The sequence below is a fragment of the Streptantibioticus silvisoli genome (assembly GCF_027947535.2).
GTDB lineage: Bacteria > Actinomycetota > Actinomycetes > Streptomycetales > Streptomycetaceae > Streptantibioticus_C > Streptantibioticus_C silvisoli.
In genome coordinates, this window is record NZ_JAAGKO020000055.1 from 1 (window position 1) to 12,508 (window position 12,508).

Below are 12,508 nucleotides of genomic sequence, written 5' to 3' on the forward strand. Positions count from 1 at the left end.
GCGGGGCGGGCCCGGGGGCGGCCCGCGGTGGGCGCCCGCCGGGCCGCCACCGCCGTGCTCACCAGCCCCAAGGTCGTCACCCGTGACGCCTCCGACGACCGCGGCGTCAAGGACGGCAAGGGCGCGGCCGGCGACGACGTCCAGGGCGAGACCTACGGCCGGATGGCGATCTCGCTGACCGTGCTGGCCTTCGCCCTGCACTTCGCCGCAGTGCTCTTCCGCGGCCTGTCCGTGCAGCGGGCGCCGTGGGGCAACATGTACGAGTTCTCCTGCACCCTCGGCCTGGTCGCCGTCGGCGCCTACCTGGTGCTGCTGGCGCTGCGCAAGAACGTGCGGTGGATCGGCCTGTTCCTGGTCACCGCGGTGCTGCTCGACCTCGGGCTCGCGGTGTCGGTGCTCTACACCTCCTCCGACCAGCTGGTCCCGGCGCTGCACTCGTACTGGCTGTGGATCCACGTCAGCTGCGCCATCATCTGCGGCGCGGTCTTCCACCTCGGCGCGCTCGCCACGATCCTCTACCTCTTCCGCGACCGCTACGAGCTCGCGCTGGCCGCCGGCAAGGCCGACGGCCGGTTCGCCTCGGTGTGGGAGCGGCTGCCGGCCGCCGCGACGCTGGACAAGTTCGCCTACCGGATCAACGCCGCGGTCTTCCCGCTGTGGACGTTCACCATCATGGCCGGTTCGATCTGGGCCGAGTCGGCGTGGGGCCGCTACTGGGGCTGGGACCCCACCGAGACCTGGTCGTTCATCACCTGGGTCGCCTACGCCTGCTACCTGCACGCCCGCGCCACCGCCGGCTGGAAGGGCCGCAAGGCCGCCTACCTGGCGCTGATCGGCTTCGCCTGCTTCCTGTTCAACTACTACGGCGTCAACGTCTTCATCGTCGGCAAGCACTCCTACGCCGGAGTCTGACCGGCCACGCGGCCCCGCCGACAGGCCGCTGCCACGCCGACGGCCGACACGCCGATACGACGGTGCCCCCGGTGCGATCACCGGGGGCACCGTGCTGTCCGGGGGACCGGGGCGCCGGGGGCGCCTGGGGCACCGGGGGCACCGGTCAGCGGCGCTTGCGGGTGCCCCGCTCCTGGTGGGGGACCGTCTGGCTGGAGCCGGGCAGCGTCGGCTTGGGGAGGTTGGCCACCTGCCACTGCGCCTGGGCCAGTTGCGCGGCGGTGTCGTCCGGCAGGCGCGGGGCCCGCGCGGCGGCGGAGTGGAAACCGAAGGCGGAGGTCAGGTCGCCGAAGGTGCGCCGCCGCCACTGGCTGATGTTGGGTTCCTGGACGCCGGTGAACTTCTCCAGGAACCGCAGCACCGAGGTGTGGTCGAACTGCTCGCCGGCCACGTAGCCGCCGACCGTCCACGGCGAGACGATGACGCACGGCACCCGGAAACCGCCGCCGACCGGCAGGCCGCCGATGAACTCGTCCGCGGTGCCGGCCTTCGGGGTGGGCGGCACGACGTGGTCGAACAGGCCGTCGTTCTCGTCGTAGTTGAGGATGAAGGCGGTCTTGGCCCACACCTTGGGGTTGGCGGCGATCGCCTCGATCTTGGACGCGACGAAGTCCGCACCGGCCGCCGGCAGGTAGTCGGGGTGCTCGGACTGCGTGGAGGTGCAGATGATCCACGAGACCGCGGGCAGTCGGTCGTTGCGGGCGTCCTCCTCGAAGGTGCCGGCCGGGGAGACCGCCATGCCCCGGTCGTAGAGCGGATCGCCGGGCTTGGCGTTCTGGAAGACGGTGAAGTTGTCCAGCATGTTGCAGCCGTAGTTGTCGGCCTCCTGGTACACCTTCCAGCTGATCCCGGCCGCCTGGAGCCGCTCGGCGTAGGTGGTCCAGCCGTAGCCGCCGGGCGGCGCCACGTTGCTGATGATCGGACCGCCGTGCTGCCCGCCGGGGTCGCAGGTGCCGGTCATCCAGTACATCCGGTTCGGCCAGGTCGGACCCATCATCGAACAGAAATAGTTGTCACAGATGGTGAAGTTCTCCGCCAGTGCGAACTGGAACGGGATGTCGTCACGGGTGTAATAGCCCATCACGTACGGCCCGTTGGCACCGTCGGCCGCCCGGTGCGCGGGCAGCCAGTTGTCCATCGCGCCGCCGTTCCACGCCGAGTGCTGCACCGACCAGGCGTGCGAGGTCGACGGGATGGCCTGGGCGCTGGTGGTGCGGGTGTCGAGGTGGAACGGCAGCGTGTAGCCGTCCGGGTTCTGCGGGTCCGGCTGGTAGAAGACGGACCGGCCGTCCGCCAGCCGCCGCGCCTGCGGGTCGCTGAAGCCGCGCACCCCGCCGAGCGTGCCGAAGTAGTGGTCGAACGAACGGTTCTCCTGCATGAGCATGACGACGTGTTCGACGTCGTCGAGCGAACCGTGCCGGGCCGGGCCGGCCGCGACCGCCTGCTGGACGGCCGGCGGCAGCAGCGACAGCGCCGCCGCGCCGCCGACCGCGCCGGCCGCCGAACCGATGAGTCTGCGCCGGGTCATCTCGGGCATGACAGGTCCCCTCCCAGGAGACGGCAGTACCGAATGCGAACACCCCGAAGGGGCCGCTGACGACTGTGCGCGCGGCCCGGGAGAGCGCGGAGGAGGACCCACGTGAATACTGCGTCAATTGCCGCGCAACAACAGGAATTCGGCTGTTGATCACGCGAAAGGGGTACACCGGGACGACCCGTAGTACCGGTGGGCCATGCGCGGACCTGACCGACCGGTGGCCCACCCGCGGACGGACCGACTTACCCGCGGAGCTGAGCGGCCGTCACCTTCCCAAGGGGCTGGCGGGGGCGGCGGAGGCGGCGGGGTCCGCGGGTGGTGCCGGGCGCCGGACGGGCCGTCAGGGCAGCAGCGGCAGCGGTCCGACCACGTCGCTGACCGGGGTGTCGGGCGAGGCGTCGCGCGGGTCGGCGAAGAAGACCTGGCGCGGCGGGCCCGCCGGCGTCTCGCCCTGTTCCGCCGCCCAGCGCGCCAGCGTGCCGAAGGCCCGCTCGCCGTGCACCGCCCCCAGCTCGGCCGCCGTCAGCCGCACGTACGCCTCGCGGTGCGCCGGGTCCTCGCGCAGCTCCAGGCCGGGAAACCGGGCGGCGATCTCCGCGGCCCGGTCGGCCGGCACCGCACGGCAGTACTCCACCGGCCCGTCGCTGTCCTGGCTGACCTCACCGTGGTAGACGAGGAACGGCGCCCCCTCGATGCCGGGCAGCCCCGGCACCGACCCGTCGCCCAGCAGCTCCGCCTGCCGCGACGACCAGCCGGCCAGTTCGCCGGCGGTCAGGTGCCGCTTGGCCGACAGCAGCACGCGGTCCGGCATCGTGCGGACCGACACGTCCATCATGGCGATCTCCTTTCCGGAGAGTTCGTCGAGCAGGAGCGCGGTCAGCTCGCGCCGCGTCGCGACGTCGGCCTCGACCTCCCGCCAGTACGCGGCCACCGCGGCCAGCGCCGCCGCCCGCCCGGCGTCGGCCGCCCGCCGGACGCGGGCCAGCGGCATGCCGATCCGGCGCAGCGCCGCGATCAGCCGCGCCCGCTCCAACTGGTCGGCGCGGTAGTACCGGTAGCCGGTGAACGGATCGGTGCGGGCCGGGACCAGCAGCCCCGACTCCGCGTAGATCCGCAGCGCCTTCGCCGACAGCCGCGAGGCCGCCGCGAACGCGCCCGGCGACATCTCCCGCGGTTCCCGCACGACGTCACTCCTCCCGCGACCGGGGCTTTCCCGGCCGCTCCACGATGCTCGGCCCGGCCCCAGGGGCGAGGTCAACCGGCGCGGCCGCCCGCCCCCGGCGCCCGGACCGGGGGACCGGTACCGGATACTGGACGGTATGGCTTACGACGATCTTCGCTCGTTCCTGAGGGCGCTGGAACGCGACGGCGACCTCAAGCGCATCAAGGCCGAGGTCGACCCGTACCTGGAGGTCGGCGAGATCACCGACCGCGTCAACAAGGCGGGCGGCCCGGCGCTGCTGTTCGAGAACGTGCGCGGCTCGGCCATGCCGCTGGCCATGAACGTCTTCGGCACCGACCGCCGCATGCTCAAGGCGCTCGGCCTCACCTCCTACGACGACATCAGCGACAAGATCGCCGGCCTGCTCAAGCCGGAGCTGCCGCACGGCTTCACCGGTGTGCGCGAGGCGTTCGGCAAGCTCGCCGGGATGACCCACGTGCCGCCGAAGAAGGTCAAGGACGCCCCTGTCCAGGAGGTCGTGCTGCGCGGTGACGACGTCGACCTCGACGCGCTGCCCGCCCTGTTCACCTGGCCCGGCGACGGCGGCTCGTTCTTCAACCTGGGCCTGACCCACACCCGGGACCCCGACAACGGCGTGCGCAACCTGGGCCTCTACCGGCTCCAGCGGCACGACCGCAACACCATCGGCATGCACTGGCAGATCCACAAGGACAGCGCCGCCCACTACCGGGCCGCCCTCCAGCGCGGCGAACGCCTGCCGGTCGCCATCGCCTTCGGCTGCCCGCCCGCCGTCAGCTACGCCGCGACCGCGCCGCTGCCCGGCGACATCGACGAGTACCTGTTCGCCGGCTTCGTGCAGGGCAAGCGGGTGGAGATGGTCGACTGCGTCACCGTGCCGCTCCAGGTGCCGGCCGCCGCCGAGGTCGTGCTGGAGGGCTGGCTGGAGCCCGGCAGGACCCTGCCGGAGGGCCCGTTCGGCGACCACACCGGCTTCTACACTCCGCAGGAACCGTTCCCGGCGCTCACCATCGACTGCGTGACCACCCGGCGGCGCCCGCTGCTCCAGTCCATCGTCGTCGGCCGCCCGCCCTCCGAGGACGGCCCGCTGGGCAAGGCTACCGAACGCTTCTTCCTGCCGCTGCTGAAGATCATCGTGCCGGACATCGTGGACTACGACCTGCCGGAGGCCGGCGGCTTCCACAACTGCGCGATCGTCTCGATCGACAAGAAGTACCCCAAGCACGCCCAGAAGGTGATGCACGCCGTCTGGGGCGCCCACATGATGTCGCTGACCAAGCTGATCATCGTGGTGGACGCCGACTGCGACGTGCACGACTACCACGAGGTCGCCTGGCGCGCGTTCGGCAACACCGACTACGCCCGCGACCTCACCGTCGTCGAAGGCCCCGTCGACCACCTCGACCACGCCTCCTACCAGCAGTTCTGGGGCGGCAAGGCGGGCATCGACGCCACCCGCAAGCTGCCCGAGGAGGGCTACACCCGCGACGGCGGCTGGCCGCAGATGATCGTCTCCGACCCGCAGACCGCCGACCGGGTCACCCGGCGCTGGAAGGAGTACGGCCTGTGAGCGCCGCCGCCGACTTCCTGCGGCCGGAACCCGCGCCCGGCCGGATCCGGGCCTTCCTGCGCCTGGTGATGATCGAGCACTCGGTCTTCGCCCTGCCGTTCGCCTACATCGCCGCCCTCACCGCGATGCGGAACCAGACCTCCTCCGTGCACTGGATGCAGCTGCTGCTGGTGACCATCGCCATGGTCGGCCTGCGCACCTTCGCCATGGCGGCCAACCGGATCATCGACCGCGAGATCGACGCCCGCAACCCCCGCACCGCCGGCCGCGAACTGGTCACCGGCACCGTCTCGGTCCGCTCCGCGTGGACCGGCGCGCTGCTCGCCCTCGTCGTCTTCCTCGGCGCCGCGGCCCTGCTCAACCCGCTCTGCCTGGCGCTCGCCCCGGTCGCCGTCGTGCCGATGGTCGTCTATCCCTACGGCAAGCGGTTCACCGACTACCCGCACGCCATCCTCGGCCTGGCGCAGGCCATGGGCCCGATCGGCGCGTGGCTCGCCGTCACCGGCACCTGGTCGTGGGACGCGGTGATCCTCGGCCTGGCCGTCGGCGTCTGGATCGGCGGCTTCGACCTGATCTTCGCCTGCCAGGACGTCGCCGCCGACCGCGCCCACGGCGTCCGCTCGGTCCCGGCCCGCTTCGGCATCACCGGCGCGCTGTACGGCGCCCGCGCCTGCCACGCGGTGACCGCCGTACTGCTGGCCTGGTACGGCGTCGCCACCGGCGCCGGTGCCCTGTGGTGGGTCGGCCTGGCCGTGGTGGCCGTCGCGTTCGTCTACGAGCACTCCATCGTCAAGCCCGGCGACCTGTCCCGGCTCAACCGGGCGTTCTTCACCGTCAACGGCGTCATCGGCATCAGCCTCTTCGCGTTCGCCCTGCTGGACCTGCTGACGCGGGGCCTGCACGGGTAGGGGCCGCTGGGCAGCGGGGAGCGGGCCCGGGCGGTCGGGGGTGGTCAGGCGGTCGGGTCGGCTCAGGCGGTCGGGTGCACGCCATCCGCTCGGCTCGGCTCAGGCGGTCGGACTCACGCGGTCCGCCCGGCTCACGCGGTCCGCCCGGCTCACGCGGTCCGCCCGGCTCGGGCGGTCGGGCTCACGCCATCCGCACAGCTCACGCGGTCCGCACGAGGCAAGCGGTTCGTCCGCTCACGCCGTCCGCCCGCTCACGCAGTCCGCTCGTCGACGCCGTCGCCGGTGCGGCGGCGCATAACGAAGGCGGCCAGCACGCCGCCGGCCAGGCCGAACAGGTGGCCCTGCCAGGAGATGCCCTCGGTGCCGGGGACCACGCCCCACAGGATGGAGCCGTAGATGACGGCCACCAGCACGCCCAGGCCGATGTCCAGCGGGCGGCGGTCCACGAAACCGCGCACCAGCAGGTAGCTGAACAGGCCGAATATCAGCCCGGAGGCGCCGGCGGTGTTGGTGTGGGCCGGGGCTATGCACCACACACCGAGCCCGCTCACCACGATGATCAGCAGCGCCACGCCGAGGAATCGCACGACGCCGGCCAGCGCGGCGAAGAACCCGAGCACCAGCAGCGGCAGCGTGTTGGCGGCGAGGTGCGCGAAGCCGAAGTGGACGAAGGCGGCCGGCACCACGTCCAGCAGCTGGCCCGGCTCGCGCGGCACGATGCCGAGGCTGTCCAGCGAACCGTGGGTGAGCACGTCCACCGCCTCCAGCACCCACAGCAGCGCCACCCAGCCGGCCATCAGCAGTCCGGCGGCCAGCGCGCGACCCGTCGTGTCGTCCTGCCCGGCCCGCCGCGCCCACTCGGTCCACCGGTCGGCCCGGCCGGACATGCCGGCGGAGTTCGCACCGTACGACGATGTGATCCGCACCGCGGTCGCCCCCTTCCCACCGAACGCCCCGCGACCTGGGGCTTCCGCCTGCCCTCACCGTAGTCAACGCGTGCGACGGTCGTACGGGTTCCGCAAAGACGTTCGCACGAAGGAGTGAAGTCGTCCCGCTAGGCTCGGCCCGTGGACTCCTCACCGTCCGGCGCCGCCGGTGCCGCCCCCCGCCGCCCCTGGATCGTCGGGGTCTCCGGTGCCTCCGGGACGCCCTACGCGGCGGCGGTGATCCGGGCGCTGCTGGCCGCCGGTGAGCCCGTCGACCTGGTCGTCAGCCGGGCCGCCCGGCTGACGTTGCTGGACGAGACCGGTCACCCGTTCCGCGACGCGCACTGGCGCGAGGACCTGCGCCGCTGGCTGGCTCGGGGCGCGAACGGCGACCCCGAGGCGTTCGGCCCCGCCGGTAAGGCGGACGCCTCCGCCGAGGCCAACCTCCCCGCCGGTGCCAACCTCCCCGCCGGTGCCAACCTCCCCGCCGAGGCCAACCTCCCCGCCGGTGCCAACCTCCCCGCCGAGGCCAACCTCTCCGCCGGAGCCGGCACCCGCACCGAAGACGCCGCCCCCGCCAGGGCCACCCCCTCCGCCGAGGTCGCCACCCCCTCCGCCGAGGCCGCCGCCGCCAGGGCCACCCCCTCCACCGAGGGCGATCTGCGTTACTGGCCCGCCGGGGATCTCGCTGCCGGGCCCTCCTCCGGGTCGTATCCGGCGCGCGGCATGATCATCGTTCCGGCGAGTACGGCGAGCGTGGCCGGGGTCGCGCTGGGACTGTCGAAGGACCTGCTCCAGCGGGCCGCGTCGGTCACCCTGAAGGAGCGGCGGCCGCTGGTCGTCGTGGTGCGCGAGACGCCGTTGAGCGGGCAGGTGCTCCGGCAGCTGGTCGCCCTCGACGCGGCCGGCGCGGTCGTCCTGCCCGCCTCCCCGGCGTTCTACGCGGGCGCGGTGAGCGCGCAGGAACTCGTCGACTTCGTGGCCGGCCGGGTGCTGGACGCGGCGGGGGTCCCGCACCGGCTGTACCGCAGGTGGGAGGGGACGCTCGGCGGCGGCCGGGACGGTCTGCGGTGAGCCGGACGGCCGCCGGCCGCGCCGAAGAACCGTTCCGGATGGTGGTACATCTCCCCGCGTGCCTTAGATTCGTCGCGTAGAACCCGGATCGCTGAAGGATTGGAAGGCGCCAGAGCAATGGACGCGGTGGACAGACAGCTCATCCAGGCGCTGCGGGAGAACGGCAGGGCGTCCTACGCCGAACTGGGCCGCCTCGTCGGGCTCTCCGGCCCGAGCGTGACCGACCGGATCAACCGGCTGGAGCAGGCCGGCGTCATCACCGGCTACCGGGCGACGGTCGCGCCGGCCGCGCTCGGCCTCGGCGTCACCGCGCTGATCGGCATCCAGCTCAGCGACGCCGCCGACCACGAGGACGTGGGCCGCCGGATGCACGACCTGGAGGAGATCGAGGACTGCTGGTTCATCGCCGGCGACGACTCCTACATGCTCAGGGTGCGGGTCGCCGACGTCGACGGCCTGGAGCACACCATCCGGCGGCTGTCCGGACTGCGCGGCGTGGCCCGTACCCGGACCACGGTGGTGCTCTCCACCAAGTGGGAGAACCGGGTCGGGGAACTGCCCGACGGTGCCCGGGCGTAGTCTCTGATCAGGCCGTTCGGCCACCGGGCGGCCGCGCGGACGACTGCGGGCCGGCCCGCGGGACGGACCGGCCGGCAACAGGACGACGAGGCCGAGGAGGCTGAACCGGCATGGACGGTGGGCTCAAGCGCGAGCTGGAGGAGAAGGTCCGCTCGGGCGAGCGGCTGTCCCGCGAGGACGGTGTCGCCCTCTACGCCTGCGACGACCTCGCCTGGCTCGGCGGCCTGGCGCACGAGGTGCGGACCCGCAAGAACGGTGACGTCGTCCACTTCAACGTCAACCGCCACCTGAACATGACCAACGTGTGCACCGCGTCGTGCGCGTACTGCTCGTTCCAGCGCAAGCCGGGCGAGAAGGACGCGTACACCATGCGCATCGAGGAGGCGGTCCGGCTGGCGAAGGCCATGGAGGCCGACAGCCTCACCGAGCTGCACATCGTCAACGGTCTGCACCCGACGCTGCCGTGGCGGTACTACCCGCGCAGCCTGCGGGCGCTGAAGGAGGCGCTGCCGAACGTCTCGCTGAAGGCGTTCACCGCCACCGAGATTCATCACTTCGAGCAGATTTCCGGGTTGACCGCCTCGGAGATCCTGGACGAGCTGATCGACGCCGGCCTGGAGTCGCTGACCGGCGGCGGCGCGGAGATCTTCGACTGGGAGGTGCGCCAGCACATCGTGGACCACCGCACCCACTGGGAGGACTGGTCCCGCATCCACCGGCTGGCGCACGAGAAGGGGCTCAAGACCCCCTGCACCATGCTCTACGGCCACATCGAGGAGCCCCGCCACCGCGTCGACCACGTGCTGCGGCTGCGGGAGTTGCAGGACGAGACCAACGGCTTCCAGGTCTTCATCCCGCTGCGCTACCAGCACGACTTCGTCGACATGAAGGACGGCAAGGTCCGCAACCGCCTCCAGGCCCGCACCACCATGGCCTCCGGCGCCGAGGCCCTGAAGACCTTCGCCGTCTCCCGGCTGCTGTTCGACAACGTGCCGCACGTCAAGGTCTTCTGGGTCATGCACGGCCTGGCCACCGCCCAGCTGGCGCTCAACCACGGCGCCGACGACATGGACGGCTCGGTCGTGGAGTACAAGATCACCCACGACGCCGACGACTTCGGCACCCCCAACAAGCTCACCCGCGACGACATCCTCGACCTCATCCGGGACGCCGGCTTCCGCCCGGTGGAGCGCAACACCCGCTACGAGACCGTCCGCGAGTACCCGGGCCCGGACGGTGAACGCCGCGAGTCGCCGCAGGCCATGCGGGTGTGAACCGGTGAGCCTGACCTTCGTCACCGACCCGGAGTTCACCCCCGCCCTGCGTGACGGCGTCGCCCGGCTGTGGAACGACGTCAACAACGCGGGCGGCGCGGTGGGCTTCGTACCGCCGACCACCGTGCGGGACGTGATGCCGCACGTCGAGCGGTACGCGGCCGAACTGTCCGCCGGCACCCTGCGACTGGTCGCCGGCCTCACCCCGGACGGCACCCCGGCCGCGGTCGCGTTCCTGGCGTACAACGAGCTGCGGCTGTCGCGGCACTGGGCCTGGCTCCAGACGGTCATGGTCTCTCCGGCCCACCAGGGCAGCGGTCACGGCGCGGCGCTGCTGCGCACCGCCGAGGCGCTGGCCCGCAAGGAGGGGCTGCGCGCGATACGGCTGTCGTGCCGCGACGGGCTGGGCCTGGAGCGGTTCTACGGCGCGCTGGGCTACCGGGAGATCGGCCGCGTCCCCGGGGCGCTGCGGGTCGGGGTGGCCGACGAGGACGACCGCGACAGCGTCGAGTTCTGGCTGGCGCTGGACTGACCACCGCGTACCACCCGCGGCACCCCCCGGCGCCGGGGGGTGCCCGGGGCGTGCTTCACTGGACGGAACGCCGTTTTAGACGAAAGAAGTGAACCGCTGTGCGCTGGAAGCCGAGTCCGATGCTCCGCTACACCTGGCTGCGCGCGGGCCTTTTCGTGGTCTGCTTCGCGGTGATCTGGGGCCTGGTCGACCTGCGGGTGCTGCCGGCCGGCCTGGGCAGCTCCAACCTGCTGTGGGTGCTGCTGCTGTCGCTGGTGATCACCGCGCCGCTCAGCTACGTGCTGCTGCGCGGGGTGCGCGACGACGCGTCGGCGCAGATCTCGCAGCGGATCGACCGCAGCCGGGCGGCCTTCGCGGCGAAGAAGGCCGACGAGGACGAGGCCGACGACGCGGCTCGCACCGGTTGACGCCGCCCGGCCCCCCCGCGGGGGGCCGGAAAGGCAGGAGCCCCGCGCGTCGCGCGGGGCTCCTTGGGTACTGCGCTCAGTACTGCGCTGGACGTGCCAGAGCGAAAGGACGTCAGCCGGTGGTGACGTTCTCCGCCTGCGGGCCCTTCGGGCCCTGGGTCACGTCGAACGTCACCTGCTGGTTCTCCTCGAGGGAGCGGAAGCCGGCGGCGTTGATCGCGGAGTAATGGACGAAGACGTCGGGGCCTCCGCCGTCCTGGGCGATGAAGCCGAAGCCCTTTTCAGCGTTGAACCACTTCACGGTTCCGGTAGCCATAAAGCCCTCCTTGGGCCACGGGTCGCCCTGCTCCAGAACCTGCAAAGAAGTCTGAAATTACGAAAGCCCGCGGCGTCACATGCTCCGCAGGCTCTGTACTGCAAGGGAAACCAAACTGCAACTTGCGTGGAGCGTAGCACGGTCGAGTGGATCGTGGAAGGGTCCAAAAAACGTCGTGTCGTCGCAGCTCAGAGCAGTGCGGACGGGTGGAACGGGACCGTCGTGGCGACCCGCCGGGGCCCTGCGGAACGGCGGCGCGCAGCGCGGGTCTAGCCTCCTGATGTGGACAATTCTGTGCCTACGGCATCCCAGGACAGCAGCCGCGCCCGCCGCCCCCGGGTCGGCCACATCCAGTTCCTCAACTGCCTGCCGCTGTACTGGGGTCTCGCCCGCACGGGTGCGCTGCTGGACGTCGAGCTGACGAAGGACACCCCGGAGAAGCTCAGCGAGCAGCTCGTGCGCGGCGATCTGGACGTCTCGCCGATCACCCTCGTGGAGTTCCTCAAGCACGCCGACCAGCTCGTCGCCCTGCCGGACATCGCCGTGGGCTGCGACGGCCCGGTGATGTCCTGCGTCATCGTCAGCCAGGTGCCGCTGGCCCGGCTGGACGGTGCCCGGGTCGCCCTCGGCTCCACCTCGCGCACCTCGGTCCGGCTGGCCCAGCTGCTGCTGGCCGAGCAGTACCACGTGGCGCCGCAGTACTACACCTGCCCGCCCGACCTCGGGCTGATGATGCGCGAGGCCGACGCCGCGGTGCTCATCGGTGACGCCGCGCTGCGCGCCGCGCTGCACGACGCCCCCCGGCTCGGCCTGGAGGTGCACGACCTGGGGCTGATGTGGAAGGAGTGGACCGGCCTGCCGTTCGTCTTCGCGCTGTGGGCCGCCCGGCGCGACTTCCTGGAACGCGACCCGGCCGCGGTGGCCGACGTGCACCGCGCGTTCCTCGCCTCGCGCGACCTGTCGCTGGAGGAGGTGGCCAAGGTCGCCGAGCAGGCGGCGCGCTGGGAGGCGTTCGACGCGGACCTGCTGCGGCGCTACTTCACCACCCTGGACTTCTCCCTCGGCGCCGACCAGCTCACCGGCATCGCCGAGTTCGCCCGCCGGGTCGGCCCCACCACCGGCTTCGCCGCCGACGTCACCGTCGAACTCCTCCAGCCGCGGACCACGGCGTAACGCGGGGTGCGGTACGGCCGGTCGACGGACGGTGCGGCCGGTCAACGTGGCGGTGCGGCC

Annotated in this window: 12 protein-coding genes and 2 pseudogenes; 10 read left to right on the plus strand and 4 right to left on the minus strand. The window is 72.1% G+C overall.

Translation table 11 applies throughout. The features are described 5' to 3' along the window. Positions 1 to 912, plus strand: a 912-nt coding sequence (gene ccsB / locus POF43_RS28170; RefSeq protein WP_282704825.1) for a c-type cytochrome biogenesis protein CcsB, incomplete at its 5' end; no start/stop codon positions are given. Positions 913 to 1,057: 145 nt separating this feature from the next. Here the strand turns inward: ccsB and POF43_RS28175 are convergent. Continuing rightward, positions 1,058 to 2,488 carry an alkaline phosphatase family protein gene (locus POF43_RS28175; RefSeq protein ID WP_271324422.1) on the minus strand — a complete coding sequence of 477 codons (1,431 nt, stop codon included), beginning with the start codon at positions 2,486 to 2,488 and terminating at the stop codon, positions 1,058 to 1,060. Between the two features lie 340 nt (positions 2,489 to 2,828). After that, entirely contained in the window at positions 2,829 to 3,671 is an 843-nt protein-coding gene (locus POF43_RS28180) for a MerR family transcriptional regulator (protein ID WP_271317266.1), read from the minus strand. Positions 3,672 to 3,807: 136 nt separating this feature from the next. Between POF43_RS28180 and POF43_RS28185 the strand changes: the two genes are divergently transcribed. Both POF43_RS28185 and mqnP read left to right on the plus strand, forming a co-directional pair. Next, positions 3,808 to 5,259 carry a menaquinone biosynthesis decarboxylase gene (locus tag POF43_RS28185; RefSeq protein WP_271317265.1) on the plus strand — a complete coding sequence of 484 codons (1,452 nt, stop codon included), beginning with the start codon at positions 3,808 to 3,810 and terminating at the stop codon, positions 5,257 to 5,259. After that, a complete protein-coding gene (gene mqnP / locus POF43_RS28190) occupies positions 5,256 to 6,167 on the plus strand; it encodes a menaquinone biosynthesis prenyltransferase MqnP (protein WP_271324421.1) in 912 nt (303 codons plus the stop codon). The genes POF43_RS28185 and mqnP overlap by 4 nt, the downstream gene beginning before the upstream one ends. A gap of 251 nt (positions 6,168 to 6,418) precedes the next feature. On the opposite strand, the gene POF43_RS28195 is transcribed toward mqnP, so the two are convergent. Then, positions 6,419 to 7,054: a rhomboid family intramembrane serine protease gene (locus tag POF43_RS28195; RefSeq protein ID WP_271312333.1), complete on the minus strand. Its 636-nt coding sequence runs from the start codon at positions 7,052 to 7,054 to the stop codon at positions 6,419 to 6,421. A gap of 180 nt (positions 7,055 to 7,234) precedes the next feature. On the opposite strand from POF43_RS28195, the pseudogene POF43_RS35390 reads away from it, so the two are divergent. The 6 genes and pseudogenes from POF43_RS35390 to POF43_RS28220 all read left to right on the plus strand — a co-directional run. Then, positions 7,235 to 7,501 (plus strand): annotated as a pseudogene (locus tag POF43_RS35390) (UbiX family flavin prenyltransferase); the annotation flags it as partial. Between the two features lie 252 nt (positions 7,502 to 7,753). After that, positions 7,754 to 8,167: pseudogene (locus tag POF43_RS35395) on the plus strand (UbiX family flavin prenyltransferase); the annotation flags it as partial. A 117-nt stretch (positions 8,168 to 8,284) separates the two neighbouring features. Next, positions 8,285 to 8,746: an Lrp/AsnC family transcriptional regulator gene (locus POF43_RS28205; protein ID WP_271312303.1), complete on the plus strand. Its 462-nt coding sequence runs from the start codon at positions 8,285 to 8,287 to the stop codon at positions 8,744 to 8,746. A 110-nt stretch (positions 8,747 to 8,856) separates the two neighbouring features. Beyond that, entirely contained in the window at positions 8,857 to 10,020 is a 1,164-nt protein-coding gene (gene mqnE, locus POF43_RS28210) for an aminofutalosine synthase MqnE (RefSeq protein WP_271312304.1), read from the plus strand. A gap of 4 nt (positions 10,021 to 10,024) precedes the next feature. Next, on the plus strand, positions 10,025 to 10,552 hold the full coding sequence (locus POF43_RS28215; RefSeq protein WP_271312305.1) for a GNAT family N-acetyltransferase: 528 nt from the start codon (positions 10,025 to 10,027) through the stop codon (positions 10,550 to 10,552). A 119-nt stretch (positions 10,553 to 10,671) separates the two neighbouring features. Continuing rightward, positions 10,672 to 10,959 carry a DUF4229 domain-containing protein gene (locus POF43_RS28220; protein ID WP_271312306.1) on the plus strand — a complete coding sequence of 96 codons (288 nt, stop codon included), beginning with the start codon at positions 10,672 to 10,674 and terminating at the stop codon, positions 10,957 to 10,959. Positions 10,960 to 11,071: 112 nt separating this feature from the next. On the opposite strand, the gene POF43_RS28225 is transcribed toward POF43_RS28220, so the two are convergent. Then, entirely contained in the window at positions 11,072 to 11,275 is a 204-nt protein-coding gene (locus tag POF43_RS28225) for a cold-shock protein (protein WP_271312307.1), read from the minus strand. Positions 11,276 to 11,569: 294 nt separating this feature from the next. Between POF43_RS28225 and POF43_RS28230 the strand changes: the two genes are divergently transcribed. Then, entirely contained in the window at positions 11,570 to 12,448 is an 879-nt protein-coding gene (locus POF43_RS28230; protein ID WP_271312308.1) for a menaquinone biosynthetic enzyme MqnA/MqnD family protein, read from the plus strand. The last annotated feature ends 60 nt before the right edge of the window (positions 12,449 to 12,508 follow it).

Coding starts and splice junctions, on each gene's coding strand:
- POF43_RS28175 (WP_271324422.1), bottom strand. CDS start 2,488: ATGCCCGAGATGACCCGGCGCAGACTCATCGGTTCGGCGGCCGGCGCG.
- POF43_RS28185 (WP_271317265.1), top strand. CDS start 3,808: ATGGCTTACGACGATCTTCGCTCGTTCCTGAGGGCGCTGGAACGCGAC.
- POF43_RS28195 (WP_271312333.1), bottom strand. CDS start 7,054: ATGTCCGGCCGGGCCGACCGGTGGACCGAGTGGGCGCGGCGGGCCGGG.
- POF43_RS28205 (WP_271312303.1), top strand. CDS start 8,285: ATGGACGCGGTGGACAGACAGCTCATCCAGGCGCTGCGGGAGAACGGC.
- mqnE (WP_271312304.1), top strand. CDS start 8,857: ATGGACGGTGGGCTCAAGCGCGAGCTGGAGGAGAAGGTCCGCTCGGGC.
- POF43_RS28220 (WP_271312306.1), top strand. CDS start 10,672: ATGCTCCGCTACACCTGGCTGCGCGCGGGCCTTTTCGTGGTCTGCTTC.
- POF43_RS28225 (WP_271312307.1), bottom strand. CDS start 11,275: ATGGCTACCGGAACCGTGAAGTGGTTCAACGCTGAAAAGGGCTTCGGC.